Consider the following 20,376-nt stretch of genomic DNA (forward strand, 5'->3'; position numbering starts at 1 on the left):
ATGCCCTATCTCGTCTCGTTCCATATGGGCTGGCTGATCGGTTCGGTGCTGCTGGGCTTCTGCATGGGCTGGATTTCGGTGGTCCAGCGCGGCAACGGCACCTCGAAGGTCACCGCGCGCTGGCTCGCTTTGCTCGCCGCGGGCCTGGTCGCGGCCTCGTTCGCGCATGTGGTCCCCGGCCGCTTCGGCTACTGGCTCGACCTCGGCCTGATCATGTTCGCCTGCTACCTGGTCGGCTGCACCATCGGTGCCTGGCTGCGCAACCGGGTGGTCGCGCGCACCGCGCCGCCCGCCTGAGGCGCCAGCAGCGCCGGGGGCGGACCTCATCGTCATCGCGTGACAGCCTGATTGGCAAGCCAATTGCCGAGGCGCGACATAGTGCTTGACAATAATACGTACGTACGTATTATATATGCTATGCCGAAGCCCTCCCTCAAAGACGCCATCCTCGATGCCGGCCTGAAGGTCATGTTCCGGACCGGCTATCACGGCACCAGCGTGCGCGACGTCACCGCTGCTGCGGGCGCGCCGCAGGGGTCCTTCACCAACCATTTCCGCTCCAAGGAGGCGTTCGCCTCGGAGGTGCTCGACCGCTATTTCGACGTCACACGGGGGCTGGTCGCCGAGGCGCTCGATGACACCTCGCTGACGCCGCGGGCGCGGCTGCGGCGCTACCTCGACATCATCACCGGCCGTCTGGAAGCCGACGGCTATGGCCGCGGCTGCTTGATCGGGGACCTCAGCCTGGAGGCATCAGGCAGCAGCGAACTGCTGCGTGCGCGTCTCACAGAAATCTTTGCGGAGTGGCGCGTGCCCTTCGCCGCCTGCATCGCCGAAGCACAGACGCGCGGCGAGATCGCATCCGATTTCGCGCCCGAGGAGCTTGCCGACTTCCTGCTCGCGTCCTGGCAGGGCGCGATCCTGCGCATGAAAGTCGATCGCAATCCCAACGCGCTCGAACGCTTCAAGACCATCGCCTTCAAAACCGTGTTCAAGGAGATGACATGAGCAAGCCGGCCGAGATCGCAATCCGAAACGCATCAGTCCTGGGAAGCAACATGGCCTATCGCGAGACGGGCGCGCAAAATGCGCCGGTCGCGCTGTTCCTGCACGGCAATCCGACCTCGTCGCATATCTGGCGCAACATCCTGCCGCTGGTGTCGCCACTCGCGCATTGTATCGCGCCGGATCTCATTGGCTTCGGCCAATCGGACAAGCCTGGCATTGCCTATCGTTTTGCCGATCACGTCCGCTATCTCGACGCGTTCATCGAGGAGCGCGGCATCACTTCTGCTTACCTGGTCGCGCAGGACTGGGGCACCGCGCTCGCATTTCATCTCGCCGCGCGCCGGCCGGACTTCGTGCGCGGTCTTGCTTTCATGGAGTTCATCCGGCCGATGCCGACCTGGCAGGACTTTCACCACACCGAGGTCGCGGAGGAGCAGGACCACGCCGAGGCGGCGAGGGCCGTGTTCCGCAAATTCAGGACGCCGGGCGAGGGCGAGGCCATGATCCTCGAAGCGAATGCGTTCGTCGAACGCGTGCTGCCCGGCGGCATCGTGCGCAAGCTCAGCGACGACGAGATGGCGCCTTATCGCGCGCCGTTCCCGACGCCGGAGAGCCGCCGTCCCGTTCTCGCCTTTCCCCACGAGCTGCCGATCGCGGGCGAGCCTGCCGACGTCTACAAGACGCTGCAATCCGCGCATGCGGCGCTCGCTGCATCGTCCTATCCGAAACTGCTGTTCTCGGGCACGCCCGGTGCACTCGTCGCGCCGGAATTTGCAGAGCGGTTCGCTAGTCACGTGAATCTAAAGTTCGCCACATAAAGTCTGCTGGGCTTTGTGGCAGAAGCGTTTGACGGAAGCCAAAATCTGGTCTGCGGACTTGGTCCATTTGAAGGGCTTCGGGTTTTGGTTGTGCAGGTCGATGAAGGTGCGGATGTCGGCCTCGAGCTGCCTGACGGAGGTGTGAACACCTCGCTGGATCTGCTTTCTGGTGAGTTCAGCGAACCAGCGCTCGACCTGATTGATCCATGAGGCGGAAGTCGGCGTGAAGTGGACATGATAGTGCGGCCGTCGGGCGAGCCACGCTTTGATCTGGGGGGTCTTGTGGGTGGCGTAGTTGTCCATGACGATATGGACATCGAGCCCCTCAGGGATTTGAGCGTCGATCTCTTTGAGGAACTTCAAGAACTCGACCGCCCGATGGCGCTTGTAGCATTTGCCAATGACAAACCCGGAAGCGATATCGAGCGCGGCAAAAAGTGTGGTCGTACCATGCCGCACGTAGCTGTGCGTGCGACGTTCCGGCACGCCAGGCATCATCGGCAAGACCGGTTGCTCGCGATCGAGTGCCTGAATCTGGCTCTTCTCATCGATGCTGAGGACAACGGCTCGGTTCGGTGGGGACAGGTAAAGCCCGACAATATCGCGCACTTTGTCGACGAACAGCGGATCGCTCGACAGCTTGAATGTCTGGCTGCGGTGCGGCTGCAAGCCGAACGCCGTCCACATTCGGCGGATCGTGGTGTGAGAAAAGCCAGTTTCCGCAGCCATCGAGCGGATCGACCAGTGCGTCGCGTCGGGCGGCGTTGTACGCAACGTCCGCTCGATTACCTCAGCAACCTGATCGTCGTTGATGGTGCGAGGGCGGCCAGGGCGGGCTTCGTCAAGCAGGCCATCACAGCGATCCTTCAAAAATCGGCGGCGCCACTTGCCAACGGTGTGTTCATGGAGGCCAAGTTCGGCAGCCACAGACTTGCTTGGCAAGCCATCTGCACACCGCAGGATCGCGCGGCACCGCTCAGATAGCGACCGGGCCACACGATGACGACGAACCTGCCTCTCCAAGTACGCCCGCTCCTGCGGACTCAGCACCAACGGCGCGATCGGCCGGCCTTTCCCACCTGCATTCGCCACAAGCGCTCTCCTCTCTCGAGATTCGAGCTATCAACTAATGTGACGAACTTGCGTTCCGGATGACTAGCTCGCTGATGCGTTGCGCGCATGTTCATCTCGGACCCGGGCTGCACTTTCTCCAGGAGGATCACCCCGAGGCGATCGGCCGCTCTGTCGCTGGCTGGATCGCCGGCATCGAGGCGGCGCGTTCGCAGCTTGCGGCCTGACGGAGGGCGCAATGCCTGAAGTGACTATCATCTATTGCCGGCCCTGCGGCTACGAGAAGCGCGCAAGGGATGCTGCTGAGGCGCTCCGCCGGCAGCTGGCGCTCGAGCCGGTCCTCGTGCCCGGCAAAGGTGGGATATTCCAGGTCACGGTCGGCGACAGCATTGTTGCCGCCCGTCGCAAGGGCCACTTCCCCGGTACCGATGAAATCGTAGCCGCCGTTACCGCAGCGCGGCACTGATCCGGGACGCAATCTGACCGCCCCGAAAGGCCGCTGCCCGCGCCGCGGCCTTTCGGCGCGCCGGCGGTCCTGTCCCCTCTTTCAACGGGCCGGCGCGGCCCATAGATTGATTTCGGCTTAAGGCGTGAAGGAACATTGTGCGGCCGAAATCATCAAAACTTCATGGCGACTGCGCAGGATTGCCACGGAGATTCGCGTCAAGCCTTGCCGCCGAAAGCGCCAAACCGTGCATCCGGAGCTCGCAACCTGCCTAAAACATTGAATGCACGTGTTTTTGTTCGAATTGCCGAATTCCACTCCGCATCAAAACGCGCTAGTGGAGAGGCGGGGGGCGTGCGCGATGCCGGAGCCGGCGGCGAGGGGTCGTCGAGTGCCTGTGCGTCGTTCGCCTGTTCGCCGGCCGTCCTGGCCGCTGAAGCGTTGTTCGAGGTCTAGATGCTGGAAGCCATACGCAGGGCGATGACGTTTCTGCGCCAGAAGCAAATCCTGCATAAGCTTGGAGTTGTGATCAGCGTCGCGGTCATCGGCATCGCTTGCTATGTGCTCTACCACATGCTGCGCGGTATCGATTTCAACGAGGTCCTCGAAGCGATCAAGAGCACCGAGCCGAGCCAGATTGCGATGGCCGCGCTGTTCGTGGCCGCCGGCTATTTCACCCTGACCTTCTACGACCTGTTTGCCACGCGCGCGATCGGCCACGCCCACGTGCCCTATCGCATCAACGCGCTCGCCGCCTTCACCAGCTATTCGATCGGCCACAATGTCGGCGCCAGCGTCTTCACCGGCGGTGCGGTGCGGTATCGCATCTATTCGGCCTACGGCCTGAATGCGATCGACGTCGCAAAAATCTGCTTCCTCGCCGGCCTGACCTTCTGGCTCGGCAATGCCGCCGTGCTCGGCCTCGGCATCTCCTACCATCCGGAGGCGGCGGCCTCGATCGACCAGCTTCCGGCCTGGCTGAACCGGACGCTGGCGCTGATGATCATCATGGCGCTGGTCGCCTATGTGGTCTGGGTCTGGACCCAGCCGCGCGTGGTCGGCCGCGGGCCCTGGACCGTGGTGCTGCCGGGCGGACCGCTGACGCTGCTCCAGATCGCGATCGGCATCATCGACCTCGGCTTCTGCGCGCTGGCGATGTACGTGCTGGTGCCGGACGAGCCCAATCTCGGCTTCGTCGTGGTCGCGGTGATCTTCGTCTCGGCCACCCTGCTCGGCTTTGCCAGCCACTCGCCCGGGGGGCTCGGCGTGTTCGACGCCGCCATGCTGGTCGGCCTCTGGCAGATGGACCGCGAGGAACTTCTCGGCGGCATGCTCCTGTTCCGCGTGCTCTATTATCTGTCCCCCTTCGTCATATCTGTAATCTTGCTGACGTTTCGCGAAGTTATAATCGGTGCCCGATCGAAGCGCTTGCAGCAGGCGGCGCTCAAGCTCGACCCCGGCCCGGCGCCTGAAGCCGCCTATGTGAGAGAGCGCCGCGACGGCGTCTGACCGGCGCCAAGCCCTTAAGACAGGCCGTTAGGACACGTCCTCCAGGAGAAGCCCGCCCGATGGCGATTGACGCCCCTTCTTCTCCCGCTGCCCAGCCCTGGTCTGACCGGCTGCGGCACTCGACCATCATCCTGATCGCCGCGGCGCTGGCGCTGTCGGTGGTGGTCTCGCTCGGGGAACTGTCGGCGCTGCATGCCATTGCCGTGTTCCTCTGCATCGCCGCCGCGGCGCTGATCCCCTGGCGGCTGCACGATCCCGCCGCCTCGCGCGACGATGTCAGACGCATCAACCCGGTCGAGAGCGCCGCGGTGGCCGCGGTCGTCGCCGGCATGCCGGATCCGGCCGTGCTGCTCGACCGCGCCGGCCGCGTCATCCACCTCAATGCCGCTGCCGCCCAGCTCGCGCCGGCGCTGCGGCGGAACGAGCTTGCCCAGTTCGCGCTGCGCTCGCCGGAGATCATCACGGCGCTGCGCGAGTCGATCGCGACCACGGAGCCGCGGCGGGCGACCTATCTCGACCACGTCCCGGTCGATCGCTGGATGGAGCTGATCATCACGCCGGTGCCGGTGCCGACTTCGTTCGGCGGCGCCGACAAGTGCATGCTGATGACGTTCCACGACCAGACGCCGCTGCGCCGGGTCGAGGAGATGCGCGCCGACTTCGTCGCCAACGCCAGCCACGAGCTGCGTACCCCGCTCGCCGCGCTGTCGGGCTTCATCGATACGCTGCAGGGCCAAGCCAAGGACGACCCCAAGGCGCGGGAACGCTTCCTCGGCATCATGCACAACCAGGCCACCCGCATGGCGCGCCTGATCGACGATCTGCTGTCGCTGTCGCGGGTCGAGCTGTCGGCCCATGTCCGGCCCGATACCCTGGTCGACCTGCTGCCGATCATCCGCCAGGTCGCTGACGGGCTGGAGCCGCTGGCCCGCGAGCGCCAGGTCGAGGTCGAGATCCATCTGCCGGACCCGCCGGTGATGATCGCGGGCGACCGCGAGGAGCTGCTCCGCCTGTTCGAGAACCTGATCGAAAATGCGCTCAAATACGGCGCCTCGGGCGGACGCGTCATCGTGTCGCTGACCTCGAGCGCCGCCGCTGACGGAACTCAGGAAATCCGGGTCATGGTCCGGGATTTCGGCCCCGGCATCGCGCCCGAGCACCTGCCGCGGCTGACCGAGCGGTTCTACCGGGTCGACGTCGGCGACAGCCGCTCGCAGGGCGGCACCGGACTCGGATTATCGCTGGTGAAACATATTCTTAACCGTCATCGCGGCCGGCTTTTGATCGAAAGCGTGCCCCGGCAGGGGGCTACCTTCACCGCCTGTTTTCCCCAGGCGAAGGCCCCGGTGTAAGCCTGAAAATCAAGCGATTTCAATCGCTTGATGGTGTCATCCGACTGTCACGAAACCTTCGTAAAAGCACAGCCGACCGCTCCTAAAGGGGCGGGCGCGGGGAGCGCGATCGGGCGCGGATGGCGCTTCGCTCCCCTGTATGGAGACCAGCATGAATTTCATCAAAACTATCGTCGCTGCTGGCTTGGTCGCCGCATCGACGACGGCGGCCTTCGCTGCCGATATCACGGGTGCCGGCGCGACCTTCCCGTTCCCGATTTATTCCAAATGGGCTGACGCCTACAAGAAGGAGACCGGCAACGGTCTGAACTACCAGTCGATCGGCTCGGGCGGCGGCATCAAGCAGATCCAGGCCAAGACCGTGACCTTCGGCGCCAGCGATGCGCCGCTCAAGGCCGAGCAGCTCGAGAAGGACGGCCTCGTCCAGTGGCCGATGGTGATGGGCGCCATCGTTCCCGTCGTCAACATCGAGGGCGTGAAGCCCGGCGAGATGGTGTTCGACGGCGAGACTCTGGCCAGCATCTATCTCGGCAAGATCACCAAGTGGGACGACGCCGCGATCAAGAAGCTCAATCCGAACGTGAAGCTGCCGTCGGAGGCGATCACCGTGGTTCGCCGCTCGGACGGTTCGGGCACCACCTTCAACTTCACCAACTATCTCGCCAAGGCCAGCGCCGACTGGAAGAGCAAGGTCGGCGAGGGCACCGCGGTCGAGTGGCCGGTCGGCGTCGGCGCCAAGGGCAACGAAGGCGTGTCGGGCAACATCAGCCAGACCAAGAACTCGATCGGCTATGTCGAGTACGCCTACGCCAAGCAGAACAAGCTGACCTACACCGGTCTCGTCAACAAGGCCGGCAAGCCGGTGCAGCCGACCGTCGAAGCCTTCCAGGCGGCCGCCTCCAACGCCGACTGGGCCAAGGCTCCCGGCTACTACGTCATCCTGACCGACCAGCCCGGCGACAAGTCCTGGCCGATCACCGCGGCGACCTTCATCCTCATGCACAAGGAAGCCACCGACAAGGCGGCCTCGCAGGAAGCCATCAAGTTCTTCCGCTGGGCCTTCAAGAGCGGCGGCAAGGCGGCTGAGGAGCTCGACTACATCCCGATGCCCGAGGGCGTCGTGACCCTGATCGAGAAGACCTGGGCTGCCGAGATCAAGAGCTAAGGCGCTCCTGTCCCGGACATAGTGCCGGGACAGTCTGCAAGACCTCCGCTCCGGATCGGCCTCGCGCCGCATCCGGAGCGCGCCACCAACAACAAGCGTATACAAATAACGGGTACAGGGGATCGGCGTGGCTGAGATGGCTGTCGAGAGCAACGTAATGGATGCCGCCGGACCGTATGATCGCGCCAAGGCCTTGAGCGCGTTCAAGCTCGGCGATCTCACCTTCTACTGGATCACGCGGCTGTCCGCGATCTCGGTGCTGCTGATCCTCGGCGGCATCATCATCTCGCTGATCGTCGGCGCCTTCCCGGCGATGAAGGAATACGGCCTCTCCTTCCTGTGGACGCAGCGCTGGGCGCCGTCGGCCGATCCGCCCGTGCTGGGCGCGCTCGGGCCGATGTACGGCACGCTCGTCACCTCCTTCATCGCGATGCTGATCGCCATTCCGGTCGGTCTGGGCATTGCGATCTTCCTCACCGAGCTGTGCCCGCAATGGCTGCGCCGCCCGATCGGAATGGCGGTCGAGCTGCTCGCCGGCATCCCCTCGATCATCTACGGCATGTGGGGCTTCTTCGTGCTGGGCCCGTTCCTGGCCAACACCTTCCAGCCCTTCATGATCAAGATTTTTGACGGCGTCCCCGTCTTGGGCGCGATCTTCGCGGGGCCCCCGTCCTATCTCAGCCTGTTCAACGCCGCGCTGATCCTCGCCATCATGGTGCTGCCCTTCATCACCTCGATCTCGGTCGACGTGTTCAAGACCGTGCCGCCGGTGCTGAAGGAAGCCGCCTACGGCGTCGGCTGCACCACCTGGGAGGTCGTCCGCAGCGTGGTCATCCCCTACACCCGCGTCGGCATCATCGGCGGCGTCATGCTGGCGCTGGGCCGCGCGCTCGGCGAGACCATGGCGGTGACCTTCATCATCGGCAATTCGTTCCGCATCTCCTCCTCGATCTTCGCCCCGGGCACCACGATCTCGGCGGCGATCGCATCCGAGTTCGCCGAGAGCGACGGCCTGCATCAGTCCGGCCTGATCCTGCTCGGCCTGCTGCTGTTCGTGCTGACGTTCTTCGTGCTCGCGGCCGCGCGGCTGATGCTGCTGCGTCTCGAAAAGAAGGCGGGGAAGTGACATGAACCCGATCTACGTACGCCGCCGCCGCAAGGACATCGTCATCCGCGGGCTCTGCATCGGTGCCGCCGCCTTCGGCGTCACCTGGCTGGCGCTGATCCTGGTCACGCTGCTCTACAACGGCCTGAGCGGCCTGAACCTGCAGATCTTCACCGAGAACACGCCGCCGCCCGGTTCGACCGAAGGCGGCCTGCTCAACGCCATCGTCGGCTCGCTGATCATGACCGTGCTCGGCGTCGGCATCGGCGCGCCGCTCGGCCTGTTCGCCGGCACCTATCTCGCCGAGTACGGCCGCAACGACAAGCTGACCTCGGTGATCCGTTTCATCAACGACATCCTGCTGTCGGCGCCCTCGATCATCATCGGCCTGTTCATCTACGGCGCGGTGGTGGTGCCGATGCGCGGATTCTCGGCGATTGCGGGCGCGCTCGCGCTCGCCGTCATCGTGATCCCCGTGGTGCTGCGCACCACCGAGGACATGCTGCTGCTGGTGCCGAATGCGCTGCGCGAGGCGGCCTCCGCGCTCGGCCTGCCGCGCTCGCTGGTGATCAAGCGCATCGCCTATCGTGCGGCCCGGTCGGGTCTCATCACCGGCGTGCTGCTCGCCACCGCCCGTGTCGCCGGTGAGACCGCGCCACTGCTCTTCACCGCGCTGTCGAACCAGTTCTTCAGCCTCAGCCTGAACAAGACGATGGCGAACCTGCCGGTCACCATCAACAACTTCGTGCAGAGCCCCTACGCCTACTGGAAGCAGCTCGCCTGGAGCGGCGCGCTGCTGATCACGATCACCGTGCTTGCCCTGAACATTGGCGCGCGCATCCTCGGCGCCGAGAGGACTGCAAAATGACCGATCTTTCCGTATCCGTGAGTTCCAACGCCCATCTGGCCTCGCAGCAGCCGCTGCCGGAAGCGCCCGCCAAGGTGACGGTGCGCAACCTCAACTTCTATTACGGCGAGCACCACGCGCTGAAGAACATCAACCTGACGCTCGGCACCAACCGCGTCACGGCGTTCATCGGCCCGTCGGGCTGCGGCAAGTCGACCCTGCTGCGCATCTTCAACCGGATGTACGACCTCTATCCGGGCCAGCGCGTCACCGGTCAGCTGATGCTCGACCAGACCAACATCCTCGACCCCAAGCTGGACCTCAACCTGCTGCGCGCCCGCGTCGGCATGGTGTTCCAGAAGCCGACGCCGTTCCCGATGACGATCTACGAGAACATCGCCTTCGGCATCCGTCTCTATGAGAAGATCTCGAAGTCCGAGATGGACGACCGCGTCGAGAAGGCGCTGCGCGGCGGCGCGCTGTGGAACGAGGTCAAGGACAAGCTCAACGCCTCGGGCCTGTCGCTCTCCGGCGGCCAGCAGCAGCGCCTCTGCATCGCCCGCACCGTCGCGGTGCGCCCCGAGGTGATCTTGTTCGACGAGCCCTGCTCGGCGCTCGACCCGATCTCGACCGCCAAGGTCGAGGAGCTGATCCAGGAGCTGTCCGAGAACTACACGATCGCGATCGTCACCCACAACATGCAGCAGGCGGCGCGTGTCTCGGACAAGACCGCCTTCATGTATCTCGGCGAGCTGATCGAGTTCGACGACACCAGCAAGATCTTCACGTCGCCGAGCGATCGGCGCACGCAGGATTACATCACCGGCCGGTTCGGCTGAGGAGACAGGACATGGGTTCTGAACATACCGCAAAAGCCTTCGACACCGACCTCCAGGAGCTCACTCGCCTGGTCGCCGAGATGGGCGGGATTGCCGAGCGCATGATCGTCGATTCCGTCGACGCGCTGATCCGCCGCGACGTCGCGCTCGGCCAGCGCGTGGTCACCACCGACGCAGATCTCGACGCGCTGCAGAAGCGCATCGAGGAGCGCGCCGTGCTCACCATCGCGCGCCGTCAGCCGATGGCGGTGGATCTGCGCGAGATCGTCGGCGCCATGCGCGTTGCGACCGATCTGGAGCGCATCGGCGACCTCGCCAAGAACATGGGCAAGCGCGTTGCCGCGCTGGAGACCGATTTCCATCCGCTGAAACTGTTCCGCGGCCTGGAACACATGACCGATCTCGTGCAGCAGCAGGTCAAGTCGGTGCTGGACGCCTATGCCGCGCACGATCTGCCGGCGGCGATGGCGGTGTGGAAGGGCGACGAGGAAGTCGACGCCATCTGCACCTCGCTGTTCCGCGAGCTCCTCACCTACATGATGGAGGATCCGCGCAACATCTCGTTCTGCATCCATCTGATGTTCTGCGCCAAGAACATCGAGCGGATCGGCGACCACGCCACCAACATCGCCGAGACCGTGTTCTACATGATCGAGGGCCAGGCCATCACCGACAAGCGGCCGAAGGGCGACATGACGACCTTCGCCACGACGGTCCCGAATACCTGAAGACTCAAGGAGCGACGAGCCGATGGGCGCACGCATTATGGTGGTTGAGGACGAGGAAGCTCTCACCGAGCTTCTCCGCTACAACCTCGAAGGCGACGGCTATGACGTCGAGACGGTGATGCGCGGCGACGACGCCGACACCCGCCTCAAGGAGCACATCCCGGACCTGATCGTGCTCGACTGGATGCTGCCGGGCCTCTCCGGCATCGAGCTGTGCCGGCGGCTGCGCACCCGCCCCGAGACCAAGCAGCTTCCGATCATCATGCTCACCGCGCGCGGCGAGGAGAGCGAGCGGGTGCGCGGGCTTGCGACCGGCGCCGACGACTACATCGTCAAGCCGTTCTCGGTGCCGGAGCTGCTGGCGCGGGTGAAGGGCCTCCTGCGGCGCGCCAGCCCCGAGCGGCTCGCCACCGTGCTCGCCTATGGCGACATCGAGCTCGATCGCGAGAAGCGCCGCGTGGCGCGCTCGGGCCGGCCGATCGATCTTGGCCCGACCGAATATCGCCTGCTGGAGTTCTTCCTGGAGCATCCCGGCCGCGTGTTCTCGCGCGAGCAGCTGCTCGACAGCGTCTGGGGCCGCGACATCTACATCGACGAACGCACCGTCGACGTCCATATCGGCCGCCTGCGCAAGCTGCTCAATCTCGGCCGCGAGCAGGACCCGATCCGCACCGTCCGCGGCGCGGGCTACGCGCTCGATGATCGCTTTGCGAAGGCCGAGCAGACGTAAGGCTTGCAGGCGTTTGTTTGGCGAGCTGTCGCCACACGCTCAGTGTCGTCCCGGACAAGCGTAAGCGCAGATCCGGGACCCATAACCACAGGGCGTGATTGTTTTGCGAAAAGGTAACTCCGAGTCCCCGTAACCACACACCTTGCGGTGGCTGATGGGGTGGACGGCCCCCTACGGCATCAGTGTGCCAGAATGAGGTTGTTGCAAATCTCAGACAAGGGAGCCGTCCGTGAGCGAGATTATCCGAATTGGGATCGATACGTCGAAGCATATTTTTCAACTGCATGGGGTGGACGCGGCGGAGCGGCCAGTGCTGCGCAAGCGGCTGACGCGCAAGCAGATGCTGGAGTTTTTTGCCAAGCTGCCGGCGACGCAGGTGGGGATGGAGGCCTGCGGGGCGGCGCATTACTGGGCGCGGGAGCTGGGCAAGCTGGGCCACGAAGTGAAGTTGATGGCGCCACAGCACGTGAAGCCCTATGTCAAGCGCAACAAGAACGACGGGCGCGACGCTGAGGCCCTGTGCGAGGCGATGAGCCGGCCGACGATGCGGTTCGTGCTGGTGAAGAGTGCCGAGCAGCAGGCCGCGTTGATGCTGACGGGCTTGCGCGAGCAGATGATCGCCCGGCGCACCCAGCTTAGCAACATGATCCGCGGCTATGCGGCTGAGTTCGGGATCACGGCGGCCAAGGGGCTCAGCCAGGTCGAGCCGCTGTTGGCGCAGATCGCGCAAGACGAAAGCGTGCCGGAACTGGCGCGCGATCTGTTGGCGCAGCAGGGCCGCCAGTACGCGCAGTTACAGGAGGAACTGAAGACAATCGAAGCCAGGCTGAAGGCCTGGCACCGTGCCAACCCGGACAGCCGGCGCCTTGCAGAGATTCAAGGGATCGGGCCGATCGGTGCGCCTGAGCTGATCATGAAGACGCCGGATCCGCACGCGTTCAGCTCCGCAAGGCATTATGCGGCCTGGATTGGGCTGTCTCCGAAAGACCATTCCACTGCCGGCAAAACCCGTCTCGGCAAGATCACCCGTGCTGGAGACGAGCGGCTGCGCAGCGTCCTGGTGGCGGGAGCGACCGCCGTGATCAAGCAGGCCATGTGCGGCCGCGGTCATCCGTCACCTTGGCTGTTGGCCCTGCTCAAGCGCAAGCCGCCCAAGCTCGCAGCCGTGGCGCTCGCCAACAAGAATGCCCGCATCGCCTGGAAGCTGATGGTGACGGGGGAGAGATACGACGGCGCTCGGATGCGGGCTGCATCCGCGGCTGCCGCCTAAGACAGATCAGCCGATCGGGTTCGCCCGACCGGCCGAGCCGGAGCTGCAAGAGGAGTAGATGGTAGGATCGATCGATCCGAGGTGCGAGACATCCCGTGGGACCCATCGGCCGAACCCAGGTCGCGTGGTTGATTGGAGCTCGCGTCGCGGAAACCATCTTGGCCAGCGGTTCAAATCAACCGCACCAACAGGCCGGACATATGGATGCAAGCGATCCGATCAGACCGCCAAGCCTCTTGTGCCACGGGGGCCGTCCACATATGGGTCCCGGATCTGCGCGCGCTTGAGGCGCGCTTGTCCGGGACGACATCGGAGCGTTGAGCCGTCATCGTGTGACGGCTGCAATCAGCTAGATCAACAAACTTACCGCGTGCCCGGCTTCGCGGGCGCGCGGCGGCGATCGGCCGCGGGCTGATAGGCCACGCGCGAGTGCTGCGCGCAGTAGGGAAGGCCGGAGAGCGCCTTGCCGCCGCAGAAGAAGAAATCCGGGCTCGAGGGATCGCCGACCGGCCAGTGGCAGGTCGCCTCGTTCAGCTCGAGCAGCGACAGCCGCTGGCTCATCGGCACCACGTTGTCGTAGGTCACCGGTTCAGCCTCGACCTCGACCTCGAAGGCCTGCGCCAGCGCGGTGTTGCCGCGTGCAATGGGGCGGCTGACCCGCATCATGTGCTGAGCGGGACGCGCCTTGCGCGGCCGGGGAGCTGCCGATGAGGGGCTCTTGGCGCGGCCGGACAGGCCGAGCCTGTGCACCTTGCCGATCACGGCATTACGGGTCACGTTGCCGAGCTCGGCTGCGATCTGGCTGGCCGACAATCCGGCCTCCCAGAGCTTTTTCAGCTGCTCGACGCGATCGTCGGACCAGGTCAAAACCGTCATTGCACCCTTTCCCTCGCCGTGCGGCTGCCGTCCTGGCGCCTTGCGGCGAATGCCTAAGCCTCGAAAAACCCGTGCCGCCAGAATCCCTTAAGGCTCGCCGGGCGTAACCAGAACGCCCGAACGTTTACGCCGGTACATGAGGACTTAGAGGATCAGAACTGCTGCACGAGATGTCGTATCTGACAAGCCAAACGCTACAATATGGCGTGACTCACGCGCAAGAGTCAGCCGACTCGCTTCCACATGTTCCGTGGCAAAAACCCCGCAAATCCGGCACCGCAAGACTACGGATTCAGCGTTTCGCGGGGCTTTCGGGCGGCATTGACACCCGTTCTACCGGGCATAAGATAGTGTCACGTGCCGCCCTTAAAAGGCGGCACGTTTCGTTTTCCGGGCCGGTTGATGGTGCGCTGCGTGAGCGCGTTCAGGCCGTCCGCAACATCAAGTGATCGTCATGACTAACAGCGCCGCGCCGCATTTGCTTCCCGTTTTCGCCAGGGCCGACCTCGGTTTCGAGCGCGGCGAAGGCTGCTGGCTGATTGCGACCAATGGCGATCGCTATCTCGATTTCACCTCGGGCGTCGCCGTGAACGCGCTCGGCCACGCCCATCCCGTGCTGGTCAAGGCGCTGCAGGAGCAGGCGACCAAGCTCTGGCACATGTCGAACCTGTTCCAGAGCCCGGACGGCGAGAAGCTCGCCGCGCGCCTGTGCCAGGAAAGCTTCGCGGACTTCGTGTTCTTCTGCAATTCCGGCGCCGAAGCGCTGGAAGGTGTGATCAAGCTGGTCCGCCATCATCACTTCTCCAAGGGCCATCCGGAGCGCTATCGCATCATCACCTTCGAGGGCGCCTTCCACGGCCGCACGCTGGCGACGCTGGCCGCGACGGGATCTGCAAAATATCTCGAAGGTTTCGGTCCGCCGATGGACGGTTTCGACCAGGTCCCGCACGGTGACATCGATGCCGTGAAGAAAGCGATCGGTCCGCAGACCGCCGGCATCCTGATCGAGCCGATCCAGGGCGAGGGCGGCGTGCGCTCGTCGACGCCGGCGTTCCTCAAGGCGCTGCGCCAGCTCTGCGATGAGAAGGGCCTGTTGCTCGCGTTCGACGAGGTGCAGACCGGCATGGGCCGCACCGGCGATCTGTTCGCCCATCGGCGCACTGGCGTCACACCTGACGTGATGTCGCTGGCCAAGGCGCTCGGCGGCGGCTTCCCGATCGGCGCGATCCTGGCGACCGCCGATGCGGCAGCCGGCATGGGGCCGGGCTCGCACGGCTCCACCTTCGGCGGCAATCCGCTGGCGATTTCCGCTGCGAATGCCGTGCTCGACGTCATGCTCAAGCCCGGCTTCTTCGATCACGTGCAGAGGATGTCGCTGCTGCTCAAGCAGAAGCTCGCCTCCGTGATCGACCGCCACTCTGACGTGGTCAGCGAAGTGCGTGGCGAGGGCCTCTTGATCGGCATCAAGGCTGTCGTGCCCTCGGGCGATCTCGTTGCGGCCTTGCGCAATGAAAAACTGCTCACGGTCGGCGCCGGCGACAATGTCGTGCGTTTCCTGCCGCCCTTGATCGTCACCGAAGCCGAGATCGAGGACAGCGTTGCGCGGTTAGAGCGCGCCTGTGCTGCGATCTCGTCCAGTCAGACCAAGCGGGCGGCAAGCTGATGAGCAAGTCGCCGAAGCACTTTTTGGATATCAACGAGCTGCCGTTGTCGGAGCTCAAGAGCATGCTCGATGCCTCCTCCACCATGAAGGCGAAGCAGAAGGCGCATCAGCCAGTGAAGCCGCTCGAAGGCAAGACGCTGGCGATGATTTTCGAGCGCCCCTCGACGCGCACCCGCGTCTCGTTCGACGTCGCCATGCGCCAGCTCGGCGGCGAGCCCATCATGCTCACCGGCGCCGAGATGCAGCTCGGCCGCGGCGAGACCATCGCCGACACCGCGCGCGTGCTGTCGCGCTATGTCGACGCCATCATGATCCGCATCCTCAACCATGATGCGCTGCTGGAGCTTGCAGCGAATGCGACCGTGCCCGTCATCAACGGCCTGACGCGGCGCTCGCATCCCTGCCAGGTGATGGCGGACCTCTTGACCTATCAGGAGCATCGCGGCCCGATCGAGGGCCGGACGGTGGCCTGGACCGGCGACGACAACAACGTGCTGGCGTCCTGGGCGCATGCTGCCGAGCGCTTCAAATTCCAGCTCAACGTCGCAACGCCCCCGGAGCTCGCGCCGAAGAAGGCGATGCGCGACTGGATCAAGGCGACGGGCGCGCCGATCGTGCTCGGCACCGATCCCGAGGCTGCCGTGAAGGGCGCCGATTGCGTCGTCACCGACACCTGGGTGTCGATGGGCGACAAGGAAGGCGAGCACCGTCACAACGTGCTCAAGCCTTACCAGGTCAATTCGAAGCTGATGTCGCTGGCGAAGCCCGATGCGCTGTTCATGCACTGCCTGCCCGCCCATCGCGGCGAGGAGGTCACCGACGAAGTGATCGACGGCCCGCAATCGGTCGTGTTCGATGAGGCCGAGAACCGCCTGCATGCGCAGAAAGGCATTCTCGCCTGGTGCTTTGACGCGGTGAAGTAACGCGGCAGTCGCGTACATTCGGATCGTCGTCCTGGCGAAAGCCAGGACCCATTACCACCGGCTTTGGTTTGGCGAAGGTTGGTCATTGCCAACTTCGCGCCACAACTTCTTCCTGGGGTAATGGGTCCTGGCTTTCGCCAGGACGACACTGAATTTGCTGTATCGTATGTGATCAACTCAGCGTCCGGATGGGGCCCCTCACCCCCTTCCATTCTCCACCCACCGACCCCAGATAAAGCGCCATGGTTTTCCAATCCCCTGACATGAAAACCGGGCCTGAAGGCCCGGTTCGCGCGCCATCAGCGGTACCGGTTGACGACGCCGTGCTGCCCTACGAGGTCGACGCGCTCGACGTGCGCGGTCGCCTGGTACGGCTTGGCCCCGCGCTCGACGACATCCTGACCAAGCACGATTATCCCGCACCCGTCGGCAAGCTGCTCGGCGAGGCCATCGTGCTGGCGACGCTGCTCGGATCTGCGTTGAAATTCGAGGGCCGCTTCATCCTCCAGGCCCAGACCGACGGCCCGGTGTCGTTCCTGGTCGTCGACTACAAGGCGCCGGACCATCTGCGCGCCTATGCCCGCTATGACGCCTCGCGTCTGGGCACGGCGAAGGATTCCGGCACGCTGCTCGGCCGCGGCCATCTCGCCATGACCATCGACCAGGGCCCCGACATGAGCCGCTACCAGGGCCTGGTCGCGCTCGACGGCGGCAGCCTGGAAGATGCCGCCCACGAATATTTCCTGCGCTCCGAGCAGATTCCGACCAAGGTGCGCCTTGCGGTCGGCGAGGAGTGGCGCTCGAGCGACGGCGGCAAGCATCGTTGGCGCGCCGGCGGCATGCTGATGCAGTTTCTGCCGAAGGCGCCGGAGCGCGCGCGGCAGGCGGATCTGCATCCCGGCGATGCACCCGACGGCGTCGAGGCTCACAGCGTCGCTGAAGACGACGCGTGGGTCGAGGCGCGCTCGCTGATCGAGACCGTCGAGGATGTCGAGCTGATCGATCCGGAGCTCTCCGGCGAGCGGCTGCTCTATCGCCTCTTCCATGAGCGCGGCGTGCGCGTGTTCAAGCCGCTCTCACTGAAGGCGCAATGCTCCTGCTCGCGCGACGCAGTCGCGTCGATGCTGAAGAGCTTCTCGTCCGACGACCGCGCGGCGATGGTCAAGGACGACAAGGTCGTCGTCACCTGCGAGTTCTGCAGCTCGGTGTATCAGTTCACGCCGCACGAAGCGGGCGTCGAGGACGCGTAGCGCGCCAAGGTCTCGGACATCGTAGGGTGGGCAAAGCGCAGCGTGCCCACCTAGTTGCGTGATGTGACCGGAATGGTGGGCACGGCGCTTTGCGCCTTTGCCCAGCCTACGGCACCTGCGCTCGGGTGGCGCTAGTTCAACACCCGCTTATTATCCGGGCTGTCCAGCGAGAACGTCGGCACGTCGATCTCGAAACGCTCGCCGGTTTCGCTGACCATCTGGTAGCGGCCGGTCATGAAGCCGGAGGCGGTCGTGAGCGGCACGCCGGAGGTGTATTCGAAGCGCTCGCCGGGGGCGAGCGTCGGCTGCTCGCCGACCACGCCCTCGCCCCTGACCTCCTGCTGGCGGCCGGTGGCGTCGGTGATGATCCAGTACCGCGTCTTGAGCTGCACGGTCTCCTCGCCCGAATTGGTGATGACGATGGTGTACGACCAGAAATAGCGGGAGCGGTCGGCCGACGACTGCTCCGGAACAAAGTTCGGCTCGACGGTCACTTCGATCTGGCGGGTCACGGCGCGGTACATGGCGGCATCATACCGAAATCCGGCGCCGGAACCAAACTCCGGAGCGGTTTCGGCGACATCGTGCCGCCAGAATTGGCGAGGAAGTACACCCCCAAGGGAATACATCCCCGACGGAATACATCCCTAAGGGAATACACCCCGATGTGATCCGGCCGCTTTGCGAGATGACGGCCGGACCGGTACACTCCTTCAACGTCGCGATTTGGGTGAGGGTTTTTAGGCCCCGATGACCATTGCCGACCAAGTGACGGGATCGACGATCGCAGGAACCGCCAAGCCTGCGGAGCTGCGCGCGGCCGCGCCAGCCATCACGCTGCCCGCCATCGGCGAGCGCGAGCTCCGGCTCGACCTGTTCCGCGGGCTGGCGCTGTGGCTGATCTTCATCGACCATCTGCCGCAGAGCCTGTTGACCTGGTTCACGATCCGCAATTACGGCTTCAGCGACGCCACCGAGATCTTCATCTTCATCTCAGGCTACACCGCCGCCTTCGTCTACGGCCGCGCGATGCTGGAGGGCGGCGTCGTCATCGCTACCGCGCGCATCCTGCGGCGGGTCTGGCAGATCTACGTCGCGCACGTCTTCCTGTTCACGATCTTCCTCGCCGAGATCTCCTATGTGGCGACCCGGTTCGAGAACCCGCTCTACACCGAAGAGATGGGGATCATGGACTTCCTCAAGCAGCCCGACGTCACCATCGTGCAGGCGCTGCTGCTGCGCTTCCGTCCCGTCAACATGGACGTGCTGCCGCTGTACATCGTCCTGATGCTGGCGCTGCCCGTGATCCTGTGGTCGATGAAATGGAAGCCCGACGTCACGCTCGGACTTTCCGTCGTGCTCTACGCGGTGACCTGGGAATACGATCTCTACTTCTCCGCCTATCCGAACGGCTTCTGGGCCTTCAATCCGCTGGCCTGGCAATTGCTCTTCGTCTTCGGTGCATGGTGTGCGCTCGGAGGTGCGCGGCGCATGTCGCGTATTTTAGCGTCGCCGGTAACGATGTGGATCTCGATCGCCTATATCGTGGCGGCGTTCTACGTGACGCTGACCTGGTACTTGCCGCAGCTGTCCCATCTGATGCCGAAGCGGCTCGAGCAGTGGATGTATCCGATCGACAAGACCGATCTCGACGTTCTGCGCTTCACGCATTTCCTGGCGCTGGCCGCGCTCACCGTGCGCTTCCTGCCGCGGGACTGGCCGGGCCTGAAATCGCAGTGGCTGCGGCCGCTGATCCTGTGCGGCCAGCATTCGCTCGAGATCTTCTGCCTCGGCGTCTTCCTCGCCTTCGCCGGCCATTTCATCCTGGCCGAGGTCTCCGGCGGCGCAGTCATGCATGCGCTGATTAGTCTCTCCGGAATCCTGATCATGTGGGGCGTTGCATGGGTGATTTCGTGGTACAAGCGCGTGGCTGACAAGAGCGGTGCGAAAACCAAAAACGCCGTCGGCAACGCCGATCTGGCGGGAGGGGGCTGATGAAGGCGAAGGTTCTCCTGAGCCTGATCCTGCTATGCGGTGGCCTCGCCGCGCCCCAGGCGCGCGCGGGCGATGCTGCGTCTGCCGCTCCGGCGGCACCCGCGGCCTGCGAATTGCCGTCCTATCTGCTCAGCAGCGAAAGCCAGCTTCCCAAGGTCGCCGAGGCCGTGAGATCAGGCAAACCGCTGGAAATCCTGGTCATCGGCAGCCGTTCGACCACGATTCCGGCCTCGGAGGATGCGTCCTATCCGGCGCGCATGCAGGCCATCCTGAAGGACAAGCTGCCACCGTCGGAAGTCGTGCATGTCTCCGTAGAAATACAGAGCAAGAAAACGGCAGAGGAGGCGGCCACCACCTTCGTTAAGCTGATGGAAGCAAAAAGGCCTACTTTGGTCATCTGGCAGACCGGGACCGTGGATGCTATCCGAGCCATCGATCCCGATGATTTTCGCGGTGCTGTGACCGAGGGGGTTGCCGCGCTGCAAAATGCAGGGGCTGACGTCGTGTTGATGAACTTGCAGTACAGCCCGCGTACAGAGACGATGATCTCGGCGCCGCCCTATCTCGACAACATGCGGGTGGTGGCGCAGGAGCACGACATTCCGCTGTTCGACCGTTTCGCGATCATGCGGCAGTGGAATGACCAGGGGCAGTTCGATCTTTTCAGCCCGTCCCGCGGCCCCGAACTGGCGAAGCAGGTTCATGATTGCCTTGGCCGGGCGTTGGCACAGTTCGTGTTTGACGCAGCCCATCTGGGGCCGGCCCAGCAGCAAAATTGAGGT

General features: G+C 64.4%; 20 protein-coding genes and 2 pseudogenes. 19 read left to right on the forward strand and 3 right to left on the reverse strand.

Translation table 11 applies throughout. The features are described 5' to 3' along the window. The 3 genes and pseudogenes from ACVJ19_RS15460 to ACVJ19_RS15470 all read left to right on the forward strand — a co-directional run. Window positions 1–297, forward strand: a complete 297-nt coding sequence (locus ACVJ19_RS15460) for a hypothetical protein (RefSeq protein ID WP_453948329.1) — start codon at window positions 1–3, stop codon at window positions 295–297. A gap of 120 nt (window positions 298–417) precedes the next feature. After that, complete coding sequence (locus ACVJ19_RS15465) at window positions 418–1,008, forward strand: TetR family transcriptional regulator C-terminal domain-containing protein (RefSeq protein WP_453955082.1); 591 nt, start codon at window positions 418–420, stop codon at window positions 1,006–1,008. After that, window positions 1,005–1,799 (forward strand): annotated as a pseudogene (locus ACVJ19_RS15470) (haloalkane dehalogenase); the annotation flags it as partial. The gene ACVJ19_RS15465 and the pseudogene ACVJ19_RS15470, both read left to right, overlap by 4 nt. Before the next feature lie 9 nt (window positions 1,800–1,808). Here ACVJ19_RS15470 and ACVJ19_RS15475 read toward each other — a convergent pair. Then, entirely contained in the window at window positions 1,809–2,918 is a 1,110-nt protein-coding gene (locus ACVJ19_RS15475) for an IS630 family transposase (RefSeq protein WP_453947831.1), read from the reverse strand. A gap of 44 nt (window positions 2,919–2,962) precedes the next feature. Here ACVJ19_RS15475 and ACVJ19_RS15480 point away from each other — a divergent pair. The 11 genes and pseudogenes from ACVJ19_RS15480 to ACVJ19_RS15530 all read left to right on the forward strand — a co-directional run. Further along, window positions 2,963–3,124, forward strand: a pseudogene (locus ACVJ19_RS15480) (haloalkane dehalogenase); the annotation flags it as partial. Between the two features lie 11 nt (window positions 3,125–3,135). Continuing rightward, window positions 3,136–3,363, forward strand: coding sequence for a SelT/SelW/SelH family protein (locus ACVJ19_RS15485; protein ID WP_453948327.1), 228 nt, complete (start codon window positions 3,136–3,138; stop codon window positions 3,361–3,363). A 435-nt stretch (window positions 3,364–3,798) separates the two neighbouring features. Then, a complete protein-coding gene (locus tag ACVJ19_RS15490) occupies window positions 3,799–4,851 on the forward strand; it encodes a lysylphosphatidylglycerol synthase domain-containing protein (protein ID WP_453948325.1) in 1,053 nt (350 codons plus the stop codon). A 59-nt stretch (window positions 4,852–4,910) separates the two neighbouring features. Continuing rightward, entirely contained in the window at window positions 4,911–6,203 is a 1,293-nt protein-coding gene (locus tag ACVJ19_RS15495) for an ATP-binding protein (RefSeq protein WP_453948324.1), read from the forward strand. A 151-nt stretch (window positions 6,204–6,354) separates the two neighbouring features. Further along, window positions 6,355–7,368 (forward strand): phosphate ABC transporter substrate-binding protein PstS, encoded by a 1,014-nt coding sequence (pstS, locus tag ACVJ19_RS15500; protein WP_211402583.1) that lies wholly within the window; start codon window positions 6,355–6,357, stop codon window positions 7,366–7,368. A gap of 136 nt (window positions 7,369–7,504) precedes the next feature. Further along, window positions 7,505–8,494 carry a phosphate ABC transporter permease subunit PstC gene (gene pstC / locus ACVJ19_RS15505; protein WP_453955081.1) on the forward strand — a complete coding sequence of 330 codons (990 nt, stop codon included), beginning with the start codon at window positions 7,505–7,507 and terminating at the stop codon, window positions 8,492–8,494. Window position 8,495: 1 nt separating this feature from the next. Next, window positions 8,496–9,341, forward strand: a complete 846-nt coding sequence (gene pstA, locus ACVJ19_RS15510; RefSeq protein WP_453948322.1) for a phosphate ABC transporter permease PstA — start codon at window positions 8,496–8,498, stop codon at window positions 9,339–9,341. Further along, complete coding sequence (gene pstB, locus ACVJ19_RS15515; protein ID WP_080133537.1) at window positions 9,338–10,159, forward strand: phosphate ABC transporter ATP-binding protein PstB; 822 nt, start codon at window positions 9,338–9,340, stop codon at window positions 10,157–10,159. Before pstA ends, pstB begins: the two co-directional genes overlap by 4 nt. Window positions 10,160–10,170: 11 nt before the next feature. Next, a complete protein-coding gene (phoU, locus tag ACVJ19_RS15520; RefSeq protein WP_453948321.1) occupies window positions 10,171–10,887 on the forward strand; it encodes a phosphate signaling complex protein PhoU in 717 nt (238 codons plus the stop codon). 22 nt (window positions 10,888–10,909) lie between these two features. Then, window positions 10,910–11,617: a phosphate regulon transcriptional regulator PhoB gene (gene phoB / locus ACVJ19_RS15525; RefSeq protein ID WP_074122952.1), complete on the forward strand. Its 708-nt coding sequence runs from the start codon at window positions 10,910–10,912 to the stop codon at window positions 11,615–11,617. Between the two features lie 229 nt (window positions 11,618–11,846). After that, window positions 11,847–12,887, forward strand: coding sequence for an IS110 family RNA-guided transposase (locus ACVJ19_RS15530; RefSeq protein WP_453948319.1), 1,041 nt, complete (start codon window positions 11,847–11,849; stop codon window positions 12,885–12,887). A 363-nt stretch (window positions 12,888–13,250) separates the two neighbouring features. Here the strand turns inward: ACVJ19_RS15530 and ACVJ19_RS15535 are convergent, their stop codons facing one another. After that, window positions 13,251–13,763: a GcrA family cell cycle regulator gene (locus ACVJ19_RS15535; protein WP_018644522.1), complete on the reverse strand. Its 513-nt coding sequence runs from the start codon at window positions 13,761–13,763 to the stop codon at window positions 13,251–13,253. 454 nt (window positions 13,764–14,217) lie between these two features. Here ACVJ19_RS15535 and ACVJ19_RS15540 point away from each other — a divergent pair, with 454 nt between their 5' ends. The 3 genes from ACVJ19_RS15540 (at window position 14,218) to ACVJ19_RS15550 (ending at window position 17,599) form a co-directional block, all read left to right on the forward strand. Then, window positions 14,218–15,426, forward strand: a complete 1,209-nt coding sequence (locus tag ACVJ19_RS15540; RefSeq protein ID WP_453948317.1) for an acetylornithine transaminase — start codon at window positions 14,218–14,220, stop codon at window positions 15,424–15,426. Then, complete coding sequence (argF, locus tag ACVJ19_RS15545; protein ID WP_453948316.1) at window positions 15,426–16,349, forward strand: ornithine carbamoyltransferase; 924 nt, start codon at window positions 15,426–15,428, stop codon at window positions 16,347–16,349. The genes ACVJ19_RS15540 and argF overlap by 1 nt, the downstream gene beginning before the upstream one ends. Window positions 16,350–16,591: 242 nt before the next feature. Then, on the forward strand, window positions 16,592–17,599 hold the full coding sequence (locus ACVJ19_RS15550; RefSeq protein ID WP_453948314.1) for an Hsp33 family molecular chaperone: 1,008 nt from the start codon (window positions 16,592–16,594) through the stop codon (window positions 17,597–17,599). A 131-nt stretch (window positions 17,600–17,730) separates the two neighbouring features. On the opposite strand, the gene apaG is transcribed toward ACVJ19_RS15550, so the two are convergent. Further along, window positions 17,731–18,123 (reverse strand): Co2+/Mg2+ efflux protein ApaG, encoded by a 393-nt coding sequence (gene apaG / locus ACVJ19_RS15555; RefSeq protein WP_453948312.1) that lies wholly within the window; start codon window positions 18,121–18,123, stop codon window positions 17,731–17,733. A 226-nt stretch (window positions 18,124–18,349) separates the two neighbouring features. On the opposite strand from apaG, the gene ACVJ19_RS15560 reads away from it, so the two are divergent. Beyond that, window positions 18,350–19,594 carry an OpgC domain-containing protein gene (locus ACVJ19_RS15560; RefSeq protein WP_453948311.1) on the forward strand — a complete coding sequence of 415 codons (1,245 nt, stop codon included), beginning with the start codon at window positions 18,350–18,352 and terminating at the stop codon, window positions 19,592–19,594. After that, window positions 19,594–20,373, forward strand: coding sequence for an SGNH/GDSL hydrolase family protein (locus tag ACVJ19_RS15565; protein WP_453948310.1), 780 nt, complete (start codon window positions 19,594–19,596; stop codon window positions 20,371–20,373). The genes ACVJ19_RS15560 and ACVJ19_RS15565 overlap by 1 nt, the downstream gene beginning before the upstream one ends. Window positions 20,374–20,376: the final 3 nt, after the last annotated feature.

The sequence above is a fragment of the Bradyrhizobium sp. USDA 376 genome, assembly GCF_054063675.1.

Bases quoted from the DNA above. Each gene is read 5' to 3' on its own strand.
- ACVJ19_RS15460 (WP_453948329.1), top strand. From the start codon at position 1: ATGCCCTATCTCGTCTCGTTCCATATGGGCTGGCTGATCGGTTCGGTG.
- ACVJ19_RS15465 (WP_453955082.1), top strand. From the start codon at position 418: ATGCCGAAGCCCTCCCTCAAAGACGCCATCCTCGATGCCGGCCTGAAG.
- ACVJ19_RS15485 (WP_453948327.1), top strand. From the start codon at position 3,136: ATGCCTGAAGTGACTATCATCTATTGCCGGCCCTGCGGCTACGAGAAG.
- ACVJ19_RS15490 (WP_453948325.1), top strand. From the start codon at position 3,799: ATGCTGGAAGCCATACGCAGGGCGATGACGTTTCTGCGCCAGAAGCAA.
- ACVJ19_RS15495 (WP_453948324.1), top strand. From the start codon at position 4,911: ATGGCGATTGACGCCCCTTCTTCTCCCGCTGCCCAGCCCTGGTCTGAC.
- pstS (WP_211402583.1), top strand. From the start codon at position 6,355: ATGAATTTCATCAAAACTATCGTCGCTGCTGGCTTGGTCGCCGCATCG.
- pstC (WP_453955081.1), top strand. From the start codon at position 7,505: ATGGCTGTCGAGAGCAACGTAATGGATGCCGCCGGACCGTATGATCGC.
- pstA (WP_453948322.1), top strand. From the start codon at position 8,496: ATGAACCCGATCTACGTACGCCGCCGCCGCAAGGACATCGTCATCCGC.
- pstB (WP_080133537.1), top strand. From the start codon at position 9,338: ATGACCGATCTTTCCGTATCCGTGAGTTCCAACGCCCATCTGGCCTCG.
- phoU (WP_453948321.1), top strand. From the start codon at position 10,171: ATGGGTTCTGAACATACCGCAAAAGCCTTCGACACCGACCTCCAGGAG.
- phoB (WP_074122952.1), top strand. From the start codon at position 10,910: ATGGGCGCACGCATTATGGTGGTTGAGGACGAGGAAGCTCTCACCGAG.
- ACVJ19_RS15535 (WP_018644522.1), bottom strand. From the start codon at position 13,763: ATGACGGTTTTGACCTGGTCCGACGATCGCGTCGAGCAGCTGAAAAAG.
- ACVJ19_RS15540 (WP_453948317.1), top strand. From the start codon at position 14,218: ATGACTAACAGCGCCGCGCCGCATTTGCTTCCCGTTTTCGCCAGGGCC.
- argF (WP_453948316.1), top strand. From the start codon at position 15,426: ATGAGCAAGTCGCCGAAGCACTTTTTGGATATCAACGAGCTGCCGTTG.
- ACVJ19_RS15550 (WP_453948314.1), top strand. From the start codon at position 16,592: ATGGTTTTCCAATCCCCTGACATGAAAACCGGGCCTGAAGGCCCGGTT.
- apaG (WP_453948312.1), bottom strand. From the start codon at position 18,123: ATGTACCGCGCCGTGACCCGCCAGATCGAAGTGACCGTCGAGCCGAAC.
- ACVJ19_RS15560 (WP_453948311.1), top strand. From the start codon at position 18,350: ATGACCATTGCCGACCAAGTGACGGGATCGACGATCGCAGGAACCGCC.
- ACVJ19_RS15565 (WP_453948310.1), top strand. From the start codon at position 19,594: ATGAAGGCGAAGGTTCTCCTGAGCCTGATCCTGCTATGCGGTGGCCTC.